This is a genomic window from Citricoccus sp., assembly GCF_032154715.1.
GTDB lineage: Bacteria > Actinomycetota > Actinomycetes > Actinomycetales > Micrococcaceae > Citricoccus.
The window spans coordinates 1-18,442 of the sequence record NZ_JALDXU010000065.1; the positions used below are offsets into that span (position 1 = coordinate 1).

The following is an 18,442-nucleotide window of genomic DNA, read 5'->3' on the forward strand; positions in this document are numbered from 1 at the left end:
ACCACCTTGGCGCGCCTGCTGGCCGTGAACTCGCGGGCGGCCTTCGAGGAGGCGGGGTCGAAGGGGTCAGCCCTCGGTGCCCTCCTCCGCCGGCGGCTCGGTCTGCTCACCATCAGCGGGCGCCTCGGCGCCCTCGTCCGGCGTGACCTCGCCACGGATGGCCTCGTCGGCCTCCAGGGCACGGGACAGCGCGTCGTTCAGGCGCGTCTGGGCCTCACCATAGGCGGTCCAGTCACCGTTGGCCATGGCCTCCTCGGAAGCCTGGATGGCCTCGTTGGCGTCGGTGAGAGCCTGGCCGAGTTGCTCCTGTTGACTCTGGGTCGATGGGACCTCCGGCTGTGAACCTGGTTCACCGCCCGGCTCCGCCTCCGGGTCCGCCCCGTCTGCCGTCTGGGCACCGGAGTCGCCCCCGAACACTTGGTCCAGGGCCTCCTCGAGCGTGCTGGCGAAGCCGACCTCGTCACCGTAGGACACCAGGACCCGGCGCAGTGTCGGGTAGGACGTCGGACCTGTGGACTGGATGTAGACCGGCTGGACATACAGGATGCCGTCAGCCACGGGCAACGTGATCAGGTTGCCGTTGATGACCTCCGACGCGCCCTGACGCAGCAGGTTCAGCTCCTGGGAGACCTGGGCGTTGGAGTCGAAGTTCGCCTGAGCCTGGCCGGGACCGGGGATCGCCGTCTGGCGGGGCAGTTCCAGGAGCTGGATGTGCCCATAGCCCTCGGCCTTCTGGCCGTCCTCGCCGGTTCCCGCGTCGCCGTTGGCGGACAGGAAGCCGTAGAGCACGTTGCGCTGCTGAGCGCCCTGGGTGAGCTGCGGGATATAGGTGCTGGTCAGCGAGAAGGCCGGCTCATCCTTGCCCGGCATACGCAGGGTCATGTAGTACGGCGGCACCTTGACCGTGTCATCGTCCTGGGTCGGATCGGCCGGTACGGACCAGGCGTCGTTGTTCTCGTAGAAGTCCACCGGGTTGGTCACGTGGTAACGGCCAAGCAGTTCCCGCTGGACCTTGAACATGTCCTCGGGGTAGCGCACATGGTCCATGAGTTCGGCGCTCATCTCCGAGTACGGCTGCAGCGAGGTCGGGTAGACCTTCTGCCACGCCTTCAGCAAGGGGTCCTCCTCGTCCCAGGCGTACAGGTTGACCGAGCCGTCATAGGCGTCCACGGTGGCCTTGACGGAGTTGCGCATGTAGTTCACCTGGCCGGACAGATTGGCGGTGGCATCCGTGTTCAGGCCGTCCCGGGTCGCCGAGTCCAGTTGCTGGGCGGTGGAGTACGGGAATTTATCCGAGGTGGTGTACCCCTCCACGATCCACTGCACGCGGCCGTCCACGATGGCCGGGTAGGCGTTGGAGTCCACGGTCAGATACGGCGCGACCTTCTGGACGCGCTCGAGCGGACTGCGGTCGTAGAGGATCTGTGACTCGGAATTCACGTCCGAGGACAACAGGATCTCCGTGGAGCCGAATTTGATGGCGTAGACCAGCTGGTTGAAGAAGCCGCCCACGGACGGACCGCCCTCACCGGTGAAGGTATAGGTGGTGTCCTGGTCACTGGCCGCATCCTGCGGACGGTCACGCTCGCGCTCCGGGGCCCCCTCGGGGGCGCCCACGATCGAGTAACTCGGGGAGTTCATGCCGAAGTAGATGCGCGGCTCATAGGTCTCATCGCTGCCCAGGACACCCGAGGTCGGGATCCCGGAGAGCAGGAAGGACGGGCGTCCACCGGCGGCCACCTCGGAGGCGTCCGCGGCCACCATGCCATAGCCGTGGGTGTAGGTGATGTGCTGGTTCACCCAGGACGAGGCGGGATCCACGTTGACGTCACGGACGGAGATGATGGTGTCCTGGGACTCGCCCTCCACGTCGTAGCGGTCCACGTGCAGGGTCTCTGGGAAGGCGTAGTAGGGCCGGAACTGCTGCAACTGGCCGAACGTCCGCGAGAGCAGGTTCGGGTCCATCAGGCGGATGTTCTCGGTGTTGTCCGCTTCCTCGGCCAGGCTTCCGGGCTCGGCGTCGGTGGCACCGGCGTAGTCGGTGGACTCCACGTCGGCCAGCCCGTACGCCTCACGGGTGTGCTCGATGTTGCGGTTGATGTAGTCCTGTTCCAGCGTCACCTCGGAGGGCCTGACCTGGTACTCCTGGATGAGGAACGGGTAGGCCGCACCGGCCACGATCGCGGCGATGACCAGGCCTGCCGCGCCGACCAGCGAGATCCGCCACTTGCCGGTGATGGCCGTGACGATGAACAGGATGGCCACGAGGGCGGCGGCCACCGCGAGGATCGTGGAGGTCGGGATCACGGCGTTGACGTCGGTGTACATGGCACCGGCCCAGTTCCCGTCCTGCGACTGCAGGGTCCGGAAGCGGTTCAGCCAGTAGTTGCCGGCCTGCAGCAGGAGGAACAATGCGACGAAGACGCCCAGGTGGATGCGGGCCGGGGACTCGATGACGATCCCGCCCTGTTCCTTCACCCGGATGCTGCCATAGAGGTAGTGCACGAGCAGTCCGGCGATGCCGGCGATCAGGACGACTGACGCCAGGAATCCGACGATCAGGCCGAGGAACGGCAGGGTCGCCATGAAGAACATATAGTCCAGGCCGAACTCCGGGTCCACCTGGCCGTAAGGCTCCTGATTGATGAACAGCAGTACGTCCTGCCAACCGTTCATGGCGGCAGACCCGGCGAAGAACCCGATCACCACGGGGATGCCGATGAACACCAGGCGGCGCATGGGCTCGAGCTGCTTCTGGTACTGCGCCAGGGAATCACGGGTCTGGCTCTGCACGTTGCGCGGCCGGGACCGCCAGGCCAGCCACATGGACAGCCAGACGGCTGCGCCCATGAGCACACCGCCGATCGCGAACAAGGCGGCACGGGTCCAGATCTCGGTCCAGAACACCTCGGAGAAGTCCACCTGGTTGTACCAGAGGACATCGGTGTAGACGCCCGAGAAGAACATGAAGGCGACCACGAGCACGGCGAGCACCACGATGGTGAGCACCAGCGCCGAGGGGCGGCGGGACCCGGCTGGGCGTCCCCCGGCAGAATCACCGCCGCGGTCGGCCGGCTGCCCCGGGCCACCAGGACGACCAGGGCCCCCCGGACCGCCGCCTCCCGGGCCACCGAACAGGCCGCCGGAGCCCCCTGTTCCGCGGTCGTTGCCGCGTCCATCGTCCGGTCCTCCGAAGAGACCGCCAAACCCTTGTCCGAAACTCACGTGTCCTTACCCATCTGCGCCCTGGCGCCGGTCGTGTCCTGCACTGCGTTGGCGGCCTGGTGGGGCCGCCGAAGTCTCTGGTCTTGCGTATCCTGCGTGTCCTGTGTTGCACCGCGCCATGGCGCGCCGGGATTCACTTCTCGTCGCACCTGTCAGCCGCACGTCGGTGCCTGCGGCGTTTCACCACTCCCCACGGTCTCGACCACGGTCCGGGCCTGTTCGAGGGTGGCCACCGCATAGACCTCGATGCCCTCGGGGACACTGCCCGCCAGCTCAGCGCAATTGCCCTCCGGCGCCAGGAAATGACGCGCCCCGCCGGCCTGGGCGCCGGAGACCTTCTGCACGATGCCGCCGATCTCCCCGACCGTCCCGTCCGGATCGATGGTCCCGGTGCCCGCGAGGTGCTGACCGCCGGCCATGGCCCCGGGAGTCAGCTCATCGACGATCCCGAGCGCGAACATCAGCCCAGCGCTCGGACCACCGACGTTCTCCAGCGTGATCGCCACGTCCAGCGGAAACTCGAAATCCGAGTCCAGGAAGACGCCCATCAACCACTCCCCCTGGGCCCCTTCATAGACGGGGACCTCGACGGTGCGCTCCTGACCGTCCCGGACGATGCCGAGGTCGACCGGTTCACCGCCGGAGTCATTGAGCCGGTTCTTCAGCCCCTCGAGCCCGGTGACCTCGATTCCGTCTGCGGTGACCAGTTGGTCCTCCGGCTGCAGCAGGTCGGTCGCCTGGGAGTCCTCGGTGAAACCGGCGACGAACAGGGTCTGGCGGTAGTCGATGCCGAGGTTCTCGAGCGCCGCCGCGACGGCCCAGCTCTGGGAGGTGGCCATGGCTGCGGAATTCTCTGCGTTGACCTCCTCCGAGGTGGTCCCGGAGGGGTAGACGAGTTCCTGGGGGATCACGGATGCGGTGGGATCGACCCAGCTGCGCATCACGTCCAGGAACGTCGTCCAGCCGGTCGGAGCCCCGGACACGTACACCGTGGTCAGGTCCAGCTGACCGTTCGTCGGATACGTCTCAGCACCGTTGACGGTGATCACCGGCTCACCCTCGAACTCGCCGATGGTGTTGAAGGTCGGCCCGGGCGACTCGATGATGAAGGGGCTGGGCAGGGCAACGGCGGTCAGGGTCAGGAGGCCGGCCACGGCACCTGCCACGGCGGTGATGCGGCGACGGCGCCGACCTGCCTGGGCTCGACGCGTCCAGGCTGTGAGGTCAGTGGCGTCTTTCAGGTGAGCCGCATCAGCCGGTGCCTGGTCAGTGAACGGGGTCACGGAACCGGGCACGGCCGGCGGCGACGTCGGCGGGTGTCCGGTCTCTGACACGTCAGGGCACCTGTCTTCACGAAAACTGCCCCGGGGCGGTGGGTCTCCCGACCCGTGGGCAGAGGCGTACGACCCGCTGTCCGGGCCGCTCTGGTCTCCGTCCATTCTAGGGGGTCTACGCGCAGGGTGTGGCGCGGGACGCAATGGCCCTGTGCGCCCAGAGTGAACCGGTGGATTCACTGCGGACACGGTCAGGGCTCGCCGATACGCTGGTGGCCATGACGAATCCCCCGAACGGCCCCGGTTCCCACGACGGCGAAGACCCGCTGTCCGACATGCTCCGCCGCATGTTCGGCGAGGGCGGGCCCGATCCCGAGGAACTGCGCCGTGCCCTCGAACAGATGGGCGGCACCGGTGGACCCGGTGGCACCGGAGGCCTTCCGTTCGACCCCTCCCAGCTGGATCCGGCCATGATGAGCCAGATGATGCAGCAGTTCCAGACCATGATGCAGTCATCGCCGGAAGATGGGCCGGTCAATTGGACCCTGGCCCGGCAGTCCGCGCGCCAGGCCGCCGCCGGGCAGGACCCGACCGTCGGCACCTTCGCCCGGCGTGAGATCGACGAGGCGCTACGGCTGGCGGAACTCTGGTTGGACGGCGCCACGGAGATCGAGTCCACCGGCCTGCTCGGCAAGGCCTGGTCCCGCGCAGAATGGGTCGAGGCGTCCATGGACACGTGGCAACGACTCACCGAACCCGTGGCCGTCTCCATGTCCGAGGCCATGTCCCGGGCCATGAGGGACCAGCTTCCGGGCCAGGTGCCCGAGGAGATGAAGGGCATGCTGGAGGGCATGCAGCCGATGCTGCAGAACATGGGCGGCACCATGTTCGGCCTCCAGCTGGGCCAGGCCGTCGGCGCCCTCGCCCAGGAGGTCCTCTCCGGAACCGACTCCGGCTTCCCGGTGGCCGGGCACCAGTTGGCCATGCTCCCCGTGAACATTGAGGAGTTCGGAGACGGGCTCGAGGTCCCGGACGATCAGATCCGCATCTACCTGGCCCTCCGGGAAGTGGCCCGCATGCGCCTGTTCGTACACTCCCCCTGGCTGGAAAGGGACCTCTACGCGGCGATCGAGCAGTATGCCTCGGGCGTGCACATCGACATGTCCAAGATCGAGGAGGCGGCCCGGTCCATCGACCCGTCCGATCCGGAGTCCATGCAGGAAGCCTTCGCCGGAGCATCGTTCATCCCCGAGCCCACCGGGACGCAGAAGGCGGCCCTGGAGCGCCTCGAGTTGACCCTCGCGCTGATCGAGGGCTGGGTGGACGTGGTGGTCACCGAGGCCGCCAAGCCCCTGGACGCGGCGAATGCCCTGCGGGAGACCATCAACCGGCGCCGGGCCACCGGGGGCCCGGCGGAGCATGCCTTCGGCACCCTGGTCGGCTTGGACCTGCGGCCACGCCGACTGCGTGAGGCGGCCGCGCTCTGGGAGAAGATCGGCGAGGTCAACGGTCGCGAGTACCGCGATACCATCTGGCGCCATCCCGACCTGCAGCCCACCGCCGAAGACCTGGACGACCCGGACGGCTACGTCTCCCGGCGCGAGGCCCGCGAACAGGAATCGGCCGGCTTGGACGACGAGTTGCGCAAGCTCCTGGACGGCGGCTTCAACGACGGCGACGGAGCCACCCGGGACGACACGAAGTAAGACACCGGAGCGGGGAAGGACAGGAGCGCGGGCTGGTCAACGGCCCCGTCAGTCGATCCCCGCACCGGTGTCCGGTTCTCCGGTGTCCGGTTCTCCGTCCGGCCCGGTCAGCCCCCGCCCGGTCGCGTGGCTGACGCCGTTGAGAAAGGCCATGGCCTCCTTCTGCCGCGGATAGCGTCCCGCCATCGCGTGGAACGCCGCCGAATGCTCACCGTGCTGCAAGTGCACGAGTTCATGCACGAGGACGCCGTCCAGCACCCACCCGGGCATCCTCGCCACCTCGGCGGCGATGCGGATGCGGCCCGTCGTCGGGGTGCACGAACCCCAGCGGCGCTGCTGGCGGGTGGACCACACCACCTCGCGGGGGTCCACCTCCCCGCCCAGCCAGGTGCGGGCCAGTTTCCGGGCGCGGGCCAGCAGGTCCTCGTCCGACTGGGGCCCTGCCGGTTGCCGTGAGGCCACCTTCTGCAGCATCCGGCGCGCCCAGTCCCGTTCCGCCTGGGCGCCCAGGCCCATCGGCACCGAGACCTGGACCCGGCCGTCACGCCATGCAGCGGAGATGGTGCGGGTGCGCCGGGAGGACCGCACGATTCTCACGACGGTGCCTTCCACCTCCAGGTCCTCGACCTCCCGGCCGTGGTTGCCAGGCTCCGACGCTCGGCGACGGCCGGTGCTGGACGCGGTGCGGGGCGGGGTGCTCGTGGAAGGCCGGGCATCGGGCCGTGAGGGCGTCATGGTCCCATTCTGCCCTCGTGCCCGCCCGGGTGCGGTCATCGACTCCCCCCCCTGTGGATAACCTCACGGGCCGGATCGGCGTGGATGCCACGATGAGACGGCGGCCCCCTTCCGGAGGGACCGACCGGCGTCGGCCAACCCGGCTTCACCGTGGAGGAGCCGCCCGACGACGGCCGGCCATCCTCCCTTCCATCCCGCCACCCCCTGACGAAAGAGGACTCCATGCGTCTCGATCCCGGGCTCACGCTGTTCCAGATCGCCGAGGGCCTCGTCCAGATCGGCTCGGGGATGCGCTCCACCCAGCTCTCCGGTTGCTCGGCGTCTGCGGTCCAGTACCTGCAGCGGCTCGTGGACGGGATCCCGGACGGACAGCAGGCGGACACCGCCCGCCGTTGCGGCCTGGATCCTGCCGATGCCCGGGACCTGGAGTCGTCCTTGGAACCCTTCCTGCGGTGGCATGATCCGCCCACTCGGGCCGGCACGGGCCATGCCGCCGACCTGCTCGCCGACGACCTGGCGCTGGTACTGGCCTTAGACGCGGCGCCCACCAAAACCGATGGCACCGGTGGCACTGCCGGCACCCCTGACCGTCGCGGTACCGACGCACTGGAGCGGATGTCCGAGGTCCTGGGCCGCCGGCACAGCATCCAGATCCAGATCCTGGGACTGGGACGCACCGGGTCCGTCATCGCACGGCTCCTGGCCGCCGCCGGCATCGGTCGGCTGGCGGTGTGGGATCCCCAGCGGGTGACGGCCGCTGACCTCGGTACCGCCTACCTGGCCCCCGACCTCGGCCGGAGCCGGCCCGTCGCGTTGGTACGGCGCGTGGACGACGCCGGCCTCGGCACCGTGGTCCTGCCACTCACCTCCCCCGTGCGCCCGGGCCCCGGGGGTGCGCTCACGGTCAGCGTCACCCGGGGTGCCGCGGACTATGACTACATCGCTCTGGCCCGCACGGCCGACCATCCGGTGTTGCCGGTGGTGATGCGGGACGACGACGCACTCATCGGGCCCTGGTTCGTGCCCGGTCAGGGGCGGTGCCCCCTGTGCTGGGACCTCGCGGCCCGGGATGCGGATCCGGATCGGAGCCGGCGGACCGCGGCCCTCCTGGACCATCGGGCCGGCCGTGAGGACGTGGCCGTGGCGACCATCGCCGGCGCGCTGGCGGCCCGCCAGGTCATCCGATGGGCCGAGACGGGAACGGCCCCGGCGGGTACGGTCCTGCACGTGCACGGAGACGGCAGCCGCATCGACACGCTCACGGTGGTCACCCACCCGGAGTGCGGGTGTGCCGTTCCCGGCTGATCCGGCCTCACACCGTCAGGCAGCCAGATCCTGCGGCCACAGGCAGCAGGCAGCAGCCATCAGGCCGACGGCGTGCCGTTCACGAGCTCGAGCACGTCCTCGCCGTACTTCTCCAGCTTGGACTTGCCGACCCCGGCGATGCGCAACAGATCGGCGGGCGTCCTCGGTGCCGCCTCGGCGATCGCCACCAGGGTGGCATCCGTGAACACCACGAAGGCGGGCATGGAGGCGGCCTGAGACGTGGACAGGCGCCACGCCTTGAGATTCTCGAACAATCCCTCGTCGTAGGTCGGCGGGCAGTCCAGGCATCGGCCGGTCTTGCGCTCGGCCCCGGTCTCCAGCAGCGTGCCGCAGGATCGGCACTGCGCTGGGTGGGCGCGCTTGCGGCCGGAGCCCCGCCCACCGGGGCCGGACGTGCCAGCGGTGCCGGGCCGGCGTCGGCCCTGGCTCCGGGCCCCGTGCCGGGAGTCCGCCTCGGGATCCAGTGAGTCCAGGAAGCGGGAGGGCTTGCGAGTGGAGCGCCCGCCGGTGCCGCGGGAGAGGGTCCAGGTGAGGAACAGGCGCAGCCGGGCGCGGGTGATGCCCACGTAGAGCAGTCGCCGCTCCTCGTCGATGTCCTCCTGCGTGTCCGCGAAGCTGATCGGCATGAGGCCCTCGGAGAGTCCGACGAGGAAGACCGCATCCCATTCCAGGCCCTTGGCCGAGTGGAGGGAGGCCAAGGTGACGCCCTGGACGGTGGGCGCGTGCTGGCTGGCCGCGCGCTCGTCCAGCTCGGCCACGAGGTCGGTGAGGGTGAACTGGTCACCACGGGTGGTGGCCAACTCCTCGGACAGGGCGACCAGGGCGTTGAGCGATTCCCATTTCTCGCGGGTGGCACCCGAGGCCTGCGGAGCCGCCTCGGTATAGCCCAGGGACGCCAGGACATCCTTGACCCGGCCGGGGACCTGATCACCGGAGACGTCCTGGGCGGACCGGGCCGCGGCCCGCAACTGCAGGATGCCGTCCCTGATCTCACGTCGGGAGAAGAACCGTTCTCCACCCCGGAGCTGGTAGCCGATGCCGGCGGCGGCAAAAGCGGACTCGAACGCCTGGGACTGGCCGTTCGTGCGGAACAGGACCGCGATCTCTGCGGCCTGGATACCCTCGTCGAGCAGTTGCTTCACCTGGGCAGCGATCCAGCCGGCCTCGGCCTCATCGTCTGAGCATTCGGCGAACACCGGCGCCGGGCCGTGATCCCGCTGGGACACGAGCTCCAGGGGTTCGGCCCATCGCGGCATCTGCCCTCGGACGCCGTCCGGCCCTGGCACGGGCACCCGTTGCCGCGTTCGTTCGGACAACAGCCGGTTGGCGAGGTCCACGATCTCGGGGGTGGACCGGTAGTCCCTCACGAGCTTGACCATCGTGGTGTCGGGGTGTTCCTGGCGGAAGTCGAGCAGGAAGCGGGAGGTGGCCCCGGTGAAGGAGTAGATGGTCTGGGAGGCGTCTCCGACCACGCACAGCTCGTTCCGTCCGCCCAACCAGAGATCCAGCAACCGGTGCTGCAGGGGTGAGACGTCCTGGTACTCGTCCACGATGAACACGCGGTACTGGTCCCGCACCTGGGCGGCGATCTTCGGTTCCGTCTCCAGGATACCCACCATGATCAGCAGGACGTCCTCGAAGTCGATCAGATTCCGGTCCGTCTTGACGTCCTCATACCCCTGGAACAGCCGGGCCACGCCGTTGGCGTCCCACCCGGTCGGCATCTCCCGACCGGCCGCTGCGGCGGCATACGAATCCGGGGTCCGCATGGAGACCTTGGCCCACTCGATCTCGCCGGCCAGGTCGCGCAGCGCGGCGCGGTCCGTGGTGGTGCGCAGGCGCCGGGCGGCCTCGGCGAGCATGTTGACCTTGTGGTCCACGAGCTCGGGGACGGCTCCGCCGACCGCCTGGGGCCAGAAGTACTGGAGCTGGCGCAGGGCGGCCGAGTGGAAGGTCCGCGCCTGGACCCCATGGGTGCCGAGGTCCCGCAACCGGGTGCGCATCTCGGCGGCGGCCCGGGCCGTGAAGGTCAGCGCCAGGGTGCGGTGTGGGTCGTAGACGCCGGTCTGTACGCCGTGGGCGATGCGGTGGGTGATGGCACGCGTCTTGCCCGTCCCAGCCCCGGCCAGGATGCACAGGGGCCCGTTGAGGGTGGTCGCGGCCTGGCGCTGCTCGGCGTCCAGGCCCGCCAGGATGTCTGTGGCGATATCGGGGTGGTCGGTCACGGTCCTCCGGAGGGTGTCGTTCAGTTCTGCAGGGTGCGCGGTTCGGGCAGCGGCCCGCCGTACCAGTGTTCGATCAGGGCGCGGGAGATGGACGCGGCCCCGGGGATGGTGATGTCTCCGCTGGCCACCGTCTCCTCCAGTTCCGCTCGCGTGAACCACCGCACGTGGGCGACCTCGTCCCGGTCCGCGTCGGCCTCGTCAGGATGGTCCGTCACCGCCGTGTAGCCCAGCATGAGGGACTGCGGGAACGGCCACGGCTGGGATCCCAGGTACACGGGTGAGTGGATGCGCAGGTTCGATTCCTCGTGGACCTCACGGATGACCGCTGCCTCGAGCGACTCCCCCGGTTCCACGAAGCCGGCCAGGGTCGAGTACATCGCGGGCCCCCAGGCGGCGTTGTTGCCCAGCAGCACCCGGTCGTCCCGGTCGGTGACCGTCACGATGATGGCCGGGTCGGTGCGCGGGAAGTGCTCCGAGCGGTCCTGGGGACACACCCGGACCCACCCCGATTGGGTGATCGCGGTCGGGGTGCCGCACCGCGGGCAATGCGTGTGCCCGGCATGCCAGTTGGCGATCGCCACGGCCTCGACGAAGACCCCGGCGTCCCGGTCCGTCAGGGCCGCTGCCGCATCCCGCAGGCCGACCCAGGCGACGTCCTCCGGCTGGTCCACGGGCCGGCCGCCGGCCTCCCCCCTCGTGAGAGTGGGCTGCTCGTCGGCGACGAGCAGGATCAGTTCGGCTCGGGACCGGGTTTCCTGATCGCTTCCGTGGACCTCCTGCTCGGCGTCGGTCGCCGAACGCCCGAGGTACACGGCGTCGTCCGGGAGGTCTCCGTCCGGGCGGACCAGGACCAATTGGCCGCCGAGCACGGGCGCCCGGCCGCCGATCAACCACAGGACGCGAGCGTCTGGCTGCTCCCAGACCTGGTCCAGCCATCCCTCGCGGGCCCGTTCCTCGCAACCCCGGTCCACATTCTCCCGAGCCAGGGGGAGCCGGCCGAGGGCGGGAAGGATGTCGTCCGAGGTGCGCATGCCTCCACGGTACCGCCCAGTGCGGACGCCGTTGCGTCGATCCGGTAGCGACTGTGGAGCACCGCCGACTCCTGCAGGAACCGCCGCAGCGCCCCACCGTCGTGTCCGCCTCGGCCGGTCATTCGGCGACTCGCCGCACCTGAGCCCCTCCGCCGCCGGGGCGGGAAAGTACGGTGGTGGGTGTGAACCGTACGCCCATGGAACTTGCTGCTTTGGCCAGCGCCGCCATCCCCGATCTGTCCCCGACCGGTGTGGTCGGCTCCCCGGACGATCCCCGGGACTTCTCGGCCGCGGTCGTCTTCGACCGCCAGGGAAGCCGGTGGCGGGTGCGGTCCCCGCTCCACGAGGAGGCGGCGATGCGGTTGGAGACCGAGCTGCAGGTGCTGTCCGGCTTCACGCCCGGCATCCGCGCCGGACTGCCGTTCCGGGTGCCGTCCGTGGCCGGGGCGGTTCGCCTCGACGGTATGCGCACCTTCGTCTACCACGACATGCCGGGCGAGGAGATGGAGCTTGAAGACCTCACCGAGCTTGGCGGCAAGACTCCCGATGACATCGGCCGCGTGATCGCCGCGGTGCACGCCCTACCGGCCGCCGTCGTCGAGAACGCCGACCTGCCCGTCTACACCGCGGACCAGTTCCGCCAACGCCGGCTGAATGAGCTGGACCAGGCCGCGACCACGGGCCGCATCCCCGCCGTGCTGCTGCGTCGCTGGGAGAACGCACTGGAGGAGATGGAGCTCTGGGATTTCTCTCCCGTGGTGGCCCACGGAGACCTGCACGAGGACAACCTGCTCGTGGACCAGGCCCGACTCGTGTCGGTGACCGGGTGGACCGATCTGCACATCGGCGATCCGGCCGAGGACTTCGCCTGGCTGGCGTCCTCCGGGAACCAGGAGTTCACGGACCAGGTGGTCACGGCCTACTGGCAGCACCGGTCCGGGGGAACCATCCAGGACGGGCATCTGTTGCGCCGGGCCGTCCTGGCGGCCGAGTTCGCCCTGGCCCAATGGCTCGTCCGGGGCATCGCCGCCGATGACGAGGAGATGGCCGCCGAGGCCGAGGCCATGCTGCAGGAGCTGGAGGCGGATGTGGAGGAACACGGCGGGCAGGTCATCAGCGCTGCCCCCGCCGGGTCCTCCGCGGGGCGTGCCGCCACCGAACCAGCCACCCCACCAGTCAAGCCCGCTGTTGCGCCCTCCGTAGGAGCCACAGCTGCACCCGCAGTCGCACCGGCCGTCGAGCCCGCTGCGCGTCCGCAGGGCGTGGTTGCCGCCAGCATCGCTGAGCCTGCCGACGACGCCGGGGACGGCACCGGTGAGGACGATGCCGTCATCACTGATCACGCACCTTCCGCCGACCCGGACGGCACGGATGATGAGCCGGAGGCAGGTCAGTCGGTACATGACGCGGCAGGCGAGGGTGCGGAGCAGGGGCCGCGGCCGGACGAGCTGGCGGCAGATGAGGCCGAGTCCGGCCATCCGAGCGAGGCTGAGGCCCCGGAAGAGGCTGAAGACCACGCCGAGGCGCCGCACCCGGAGGGGCCTCCGACCACGGCCCTGGACCTGGACGAGGTCCGGCAGCTCGACATCCGCCGGACCACGAACCCATCCTGACCGGGCAGTTGAGTCTTCCGGAGTGGAGCCGGTGCACCGTGCGTCGGCGATCGTCCATCAGCTCCGGCCTGATACCGGTGACGACCGGACCGCCGGAGCCGTGGATCAGTCGCGCTGGGACATGACCGCCCCCGCCAGGATCGCCTCGAGCTCCGCCTCGCCGGCCAGGTTGTGCAGGGCACGTTCCGTGCCGTGCGCCACGTAGACGAAGCTGGCACTGATGTTCTCCAGTGGAATGCTGTGCAGCCGTGACCAGGCCAGCCGGTAGACGGCCAGCTGCAGGGACTTGACCTCCAGGTCCCGGCCGGAGGGCACCGCGCCGGTCTTCCAGTCGACGAGCTCCCATCGCGCCTGCGCGTCGTTCGGCTCGTGAGGTGAACCACCCTCGCGGAACACGGCATCGATGCGGCCACGCAGGGTGACTCCCCCGACCGTGGTCTCCACCGGTGGCTCGATGTAGGCAGGCACCCGGTCCGCCCAACGGCTGGCCAGGAAGCTCTGTTTCATGGGTTCCAGGTCCAGGGCATCCTCCACCCAGTGGTCAGCCGAGTCCTCCGGGTCGTCGAAGTCCAGCATGCCGGTGCTGCCGAAGTGGTCCTCCACCCAGGCGTGGAAGGCCGTTCCCCGCCGGGCGGCATGGGCCGGCGGGCGGGGCATCGGCCGCCGGAGCTGGCGGGCCAGGGCCTCGGGATCGGTGGCCATCTCCACGAACGTCGAGGCACTGACGTGGCTGGGCAACTCGACCAGGTTTCCCCGGTGGTTCACCGGCGTGGACCGTTCGAGGACCCATTCCACCTGGCGGGCCAGATCACCGGCCGGCTCATCTTCACCGGCCTCTGCCGGGTCGTTCTCGGTCTGATGTGCCTCGGTCTGTTCTGACTCAACACGCAGTGGTTCGGCGTCCCGCACCCAGCCGGCTGCCGTCTCCAGCGCGGCCCTGCGGGGCCGAGACCTCGGTGGCAGGGCCGTCGCCCGGTCGAGGTCACCGGGGGCCTCGGGGTCCATGACGAGCACCTCGGGACCGTCCAGCGGGTCGAAGGGCCACCAGGCGGACAAGGTGCGCTCTGCGAAGGGGTTCTCCTCCCCTACCTCCGAGGGGTCCGTCCAGGGACCGATGATGACGTGGACGCTGCTGGAGTCGACGATTTCCTGCAGGAACGGAGAGGGCGTGGACGGGGTCTTGGTGACACCGCGCCAGTGGCTGCCGCTGAGCAGCAGGAGCGTCCTGGCCCGCGTGAAGGCCACATAGGCCAGGCGCCGCTCCTCCTGCAGATGGTGGACGGCGGCACTGTCCTTGTAGGAGTCCGGGTAGTTCTCCTTCTGGCCCTTGAGGAACCACCCGACGGCGTGCCCGGCCCAGTCCCGCTGGTTCGCCCAGTCCGTGTTCCACTGCGGGAGGCTGTGCCGGTCGCCGCGCAGGTCCCAGGGCAGATGTCCGGAGCGTTCGGAGGTCCAGGTGTCGAAGGTCTTGCCGGGGAATTGCCCGTCCACCAGTCCCGGCACGGCCACGACGTCCCATTCCAGCCCCTTGGAGGCGTGGGCCGTGAGCAGCTGGACGGCATCATGGCGGGGCTCCACGCCGGCGATGCCCAGGCCCTTCTCGCGTTCTTCGGCCGCCTCGAGCCAGGCCAGGAACGCCGTGAGGTCTGAGCCAGACCCTTCGGCGGCGCCGTTGGTGAAGTCCCGGGCCGCGTCCAGGAAGGCGTCCAGGTGCCGGCGGGCGGTGACCCCGGACTGTCCCGGTCTCGCCGCGACCTCGATGTCGAGCCCGAGGGTGCTCTCGGCCAGCCGGATCAGGGCCGTCAAGTCCAGCCCGGTCTGTCCGGCCAGGTAGCGCAGTTCCCGTGACAGCCGCTCCAGCCGCTCCCGGCCAGGGGCGCTGAAGCTCCGTCCGGACCGGCTCGTCCAGTGCGGGTCCGGCAGCCAGTCCAGGGCCTCGATCAGGGAGGAGGACTCCGCGTCCTCCTCCGGTGAGGTGTCCTGCTCTGCGGCGTCACCGCCGTCGGTCTCCCCTGGTCTGACGCGCCGGGCGCGGGCGAGCATCGCGGCCCGCTCCTGCAATACCACCAGGTCGGCCGCTCCGATGCGCCAGCGGGCACCGGCCAGCAGGCGCATCAGGTGATCGGACCGGCTCGGATCGGAGATGACCTGCAGCACAGCGATGAGGTCTGCTACCTCGGGCACGGACAGCAGCCCGGACAGCCCGAGCACCTCATAGGGCACCCCGGCGGCGTCCATGGTCTCCATGAGCGGTTCGAACTGGCTACGGGTACGGCACAGGATCGCCCGCGTGGGCCGTTCCGCCACGGGCAGGTCCTGGCGTGCGGACTCCTTCAGGGCCGCGACGACGGCCGCCGCCTCCTGCTCGGAGTCCGGCAGCCAGGAGGCCCGGACCTCGCCCTCGACGGCCACCGGCGACGGCTCCAACGGCTTGACCTGTATTCCGCCCACCGGTTCACGACGCAGCGGGTCCGCCACCGTGTTGGCCGCCGCGAGCACGGTGAGGGAGTTGCGCCACGCCGTCGTCAGGTAGCTGACGGGCGCCGGGCCCGCCGCACCCTCCGAGCCGGTCACCGGGAAGCTGTGCGGGAAGGAGAACAGCTGGCCGGCGGAGGCCCCGCGGAAACCATAGATGGACTGGTGGGGGTCGCCGACGGCGGTGACCGGGTGGCCGTCCACCCCGAACAACCCGCGGAACAGCTCCAGCTGGGCATGGGAGGTGTCCTGGAACTCGTCCAACAGCACCACCCGGTAGCGGGAACGTTCGATCTCCCCGACGGCGGGGACCTCTTGGGCGATCCGAGCGGCGAACCGGACCAGGTCGCCGAAGTCCATGACGCCGGCGTCGAGCTTGGCCTGGCGGTACGCGACCACGAGCTCGGACATGACCCGGCGCAACCGGAGCATGGTGAACACCGAGGCCACCGTGGCGTTGCTGCCCTCGACGGCCTGCTCACTGAATGGCAGGTTCTCACCGAAAGACTGCTTCTCGGCCAGGCACCTCTCGACCTCGTCCGGTTCGACGAGGTGCTCGGCACAGTCCGCGGCCAGCTTGATGGTCCCCTTCACCACGGTGGAGGCCGGGATGTTCGCGAAGCCGAGGTCTCCCTCATAGGCGCGCACGATGCGAGAGACCAGCTGGTACGACTGGGCCTCGCCGATCATGTCCGTGTCCGGCTCCAGGCCGATACGCATCCCGTGATCCCGCACGAGCATGTTCGCATAGGAGTGATAGGTGGACACGCTGGCGCGGGCAGGTCCCTCTGTGATCAGGCCGCCCTCCGTCTCGACGTCAGGCGTTACCGGGGACAGGTCCAGACCCGATTCGACCAGCAGGTCGAGCTTGCGGTTGATGCGCTGGGCCAGCTCTCCGGCGGCCTTGCGCGTGAAGGTCACGCCGAGCACCTGGTCCGGGGCCGAGAAGCCGTTGGCCACCAGCCACACCACCCGGTCGGACATGGTCGCGGTCTTCCCGGAGCCGGCCCCGGCCACCACGAGCCGAGGCTCCAGGGGTGAGGTGATGACGGCCGCCTGCTCGGCGGTGGGCTCATGCTGTCCCAGTAGCCGGGACAGGTCTTCGGGGCTGTACCGGGCCGTGCGCACGTCGGGACTCATCGGTGCCATTCGGTGGTTTGCCTTCCGTTGCTGTGGATCGGGCAGATGGCGGGCAGGGCACAACCGGGGTGGTCGGCACCGCCGTGGATCGCGAGGTACCGGGGCCCGATCATGGCGCGGGCCGCGGTGAAGATCTGCTGGGTCGCCCACTGATGCCCCGGGTCCAACGCGGGCTGTCCCTGGATCTTGACGCTCTTGTTGGTGGTCCGCAATTGGACCAGCGCCGCCCCACCCGGTTCGGTGGGCCTCTCGAAGTCCTCCGCCGGAAGGGCCCCCGCAGCGATGGCCGCCTGGTAGACACCCAGCTGGGGCAGTTCCTGCAACTCGTCGTTCGAGGGGGCCCGCTTTCCGGTCTTGAGGTCCACCACATAGGGCCGGCCCTCGGCGTCCCGCTCCAGCCGGTCGATGATGCCGTTGACCTGGACCCGGAAGCCGTCGCGCTCCAGCTCCTGGTGGAACTGGTGCTCCACGGCGACCCTCGACCGGCCGTCCTTCTCCATCTGACGCAGATACCCGACGAAGTAGCCGATCATGCGCCGCGCATCGGCGGCCACCCGTTCGGTCTCCCAGCCCGGCTCCAGGCCGAGTTCCGGCAGCCGGCGTTCCAGCTCGGCCAGGAGGTTCTCGGCCGGACCGTCCGGATGGCGTTCCGCGATGGCGTGGATGAAGGTGCCGATGGATTGGGCCTGGGTGGTTCCGGCCTGGCCCCCGGCCTGGTAGATGAACCAGTTCAACGGTGACTTCAGGGCCGATTCGACCCGCGATGGCGACACCGGCACCGCTGTCACGGCGGTGTCCACGAGCGGCTGCTCGGTGGACAGGGGCAGCAGCCCCCACCACTGGTCGGGATCTGCCCCGCGGATTCCCTCGTCCGCCAGCCGGGACAGGGCCGAGGCGGCCTCGCGCACCCGGGCCGGCGGGCCGGCGTCGACCGCCGGTTCCGTCCACGCTGATGCCGTGCCGTGCCCCATCACGCCGGGGGTGGCCACCATACCGCGCTGCTGCGGGCCGGCGTTGGCAGCCTGCTCCAGCTCTCGGCGTAGCCCGGCCACGAGGGCACCGGCGGTGAGCGGCCGGGGCACGTCCGTCAGGGGCCGTTCGTTCTCCACATCCCTCCAGGGTTCGACGAGATCGAGGAAGTCGGAGGGCTGGTGGTTCTCCGAGGACACGGCGATGCCGATGACTCGGGTCCGGGCTCGGGAGACGGCGGTGGCGAAGCTGCGCAACTCATCCTGGCGCACCTCCGCCAGCCGGGAGCGGTGGTCCATGCGGGTCGTCTTGCCCTGGGCCACGTCCGCGAGGTCCGTGGCGCCGAGCAGCTGGCCGCGCAACCGGGTGTTGGGCCAGATGCCGTCCTGCAGTCCCGCGATGATCACCACGTCCCATTCCCTCCCGGCCGCGGAGGCCGGCGTCACCACGGACACGGACCCCTCCTGGACGGCCGTCGAGGCCAGGGAGTCCATCGGCAGGTCCTGGGCCTCCATGTAGTCGGCGAAGGCCAGCGGGGACGCCCCCGGGAACTGGTCCACATAGCGTTCGGCCGCCTGGAAGAGTCCGACGACGGCGTCCAGGTCCCGGTCGGCGCGCCGCGCTGCGGGGCCGGTTCCGGTCACGGCTTCCCGTTCCCATCGGGCAGGCCGGTCCGACGCCTCCCACAGGGCCCACAGTACGGTCTCGGCAGTGGCGGGCGGG

10 protein-coding genes are annotated in these 18,442 nt (G+C 69.9%); 3 read left to right on the forward strand and 7 right to left on the reverse strand.

The window, feature by feature from the left end; genetic code table 11:
- Nucleotides 1-66 precede the first annotated feature (66 nt).
- Entirely contained in the window at nt 67-3,009 is a 2,943-nt protein-coding gene (locus RUH65_RS11140) for a UPF0182 family protein (protein ID WP_313817486.1), read from the reverse strand.
- Nucleotides 3,010-3,377: 368 nt separating this feature from the next.
- Nucleotides 3,378-4,559, reverse strand: a complete 1,182-nt coding sequence (locus RUH65_RS11145; RefSeq protein ID WP_313817487.1) for a S16 family serine protease — start codon at nt 4,557-4,559, stop codon at nt 3,378-3,380.
- Nucleotides 4,560-4,777: 218 nt separating this feature from the next.
- On the opposite strand from RUH65_RS11145, the gene RUH65_RS11150 reads away from it, so the two are divergent.
- Nucleotides 4,778-6,205: a zinc-dependent metalloprotease gene (locus tag RUH65_RS11150; RefSeq protein WP_313817488.1), complete on the forward strand. Its 1,428-nt coding sequence runs from the start codon at nt 4,778-4,780 to the stop codon at nt 6,203-6,205.
- Between the two features lie 48 nt (nt 6,206-6,253).
- On the opposite strand, the gene RUH65_RS11155 is transcribed toward RUH65_RS11150, so the two are convergent.
- Complete coding sequence (locus RUH65_RS11155) at nt 6,254-6,940, reverse strand: M48 family metallopeptidase (RefSeq protein WP_313817489.1); 687 nt, start codon at nt 6,938-6,940, stop codon at nt 6,254-6,256.
- 222 nt (nt 6,941-7,162) lie between these two features.
- Between RUH65_RS11155 and RUH65_RS11160 the strand changes: the two genes are divergently transcribed.
- Nucleotides 7,163-8,245 carry a ThiF family adenylyltransferase gene (locus RUH65_RS11160; protein WP_313817490.1) on the forward strand — a complete coding sequence of 361 codons (1,083 nt, stop codon included), beginning with the start codon at nt 7,163-7,165 and terminating at the stop codon, nt 8,243-8,245.
- Between the two features lie 59 nt (nt 8,246-8,304).
- On the opposite strand, the gene RUH65_RS11165 is transcribed toward RUH65_RS11160, so the two are convergent.
- Complete coding sequence (locus tag RUH65_RS11165; RefSeq protein WP_313817491.1) at nt 8,305-10,491, reverse strand: ATP-dependent DNA helicase UvrD2; 2,187 nt, start codon at nt 10,489-10,491, stop codon at nt 8,305-8,307.
- A 20-nt stretch (nt 10,492-10,511) separates the two neighbouring features.
- Entirely contained in the window at nt 10,512-11,522 is a 1,011-nt protein-coding gene (gene nudC / locus RUH65_RS11170) for an NAD(+) diphosphatase (protein ID WP_313817492.1), read from the reverse strand.
- A 197-nt stretch (nt 11,523-11,719) separates the two neighbouring features.
- Between nudC and RUH65_RS11175 the strand changes: the two genes are divergently transcribed.
- A complete protein-coding gene (locus RUH65_RS11175; protein ID WP_313817494.1) occupies nt 11,720-13,135 on the forward strand; it encodes a phosphotransferase in 1,416 nt (471 codons plus the stop codon).
- A gap of 105 nt (nt 13,136-13,240) precedes the next feature.
- Here the strand turns inward: RUH65_RS11175 and RUH65_RS11180 are convergent, their stop codons facing one another.
- Nucleotides 13,241-16,750, reverse strand: a complete 3,510-nt coding sequence (locus RUH65_RS11180) for an ATP-dependent DNA helicase (protein WP_313817495.1) — start codon at nt 16,748-16,750, stop codon at nt 13,241-13,243.
- Nucleotides 16,747-18,442, reverse strand: a 1,696-nt coding sequence (locus tag RUH65_RS11185; RefSeq protein WP_313817496.1) for a PD-(D/E)XK nuclease family protein, incomplete at its 5' end; no start/stop codon positions are given. The genes RUH65_RS11180 and RUH65_RS11185, both read right to left, overlap by 4 nt.

Coding starts and splice junctions, on each gene's coding strand:
- RUH65_RS11150 (WP_313817488.1), top strand. CDS start 4,778: ATGACGAATCCCCCGAACGGCCCCGGTTCCCACGACGGCGAAGACCCG.
- RUH65_RS11155 (WP_313817489.1), bottom strand. CDS start 6,940: ATGACGCCCTCACGGCCCGATGCCCGGCCTTCCACGAGCACCCCGCCC.
- RUH65_RS11160 (WP_313817490.1), top strand. CDS start 7,163: ATGCGTCTCGATCCCGGGCTCACGCTGTTCCAGATCGCCGAGGGCCTC.
- nudC (WP_313817492.1), bottom strand. CDS start 11,522: ATGCGCACCTCGGACGACATCCTTCCCGCCCTCGGCCGGCTCCCCCTG.
- RUH65_RS11175 (WP_313817494.1), top strand. CDS start 11,720: ATGGAACTTGCTGCTTTGGCCAGCGCCGCCATCCCCGATCTGTCCCCG.
- RUH65_RS11180 (WP_313817495.1), bottom strand. CDS start 16,750: ATGAGTCCCGACGTGCGCACGGCCCGGTACAGCCCCGAAGACCTGTCC.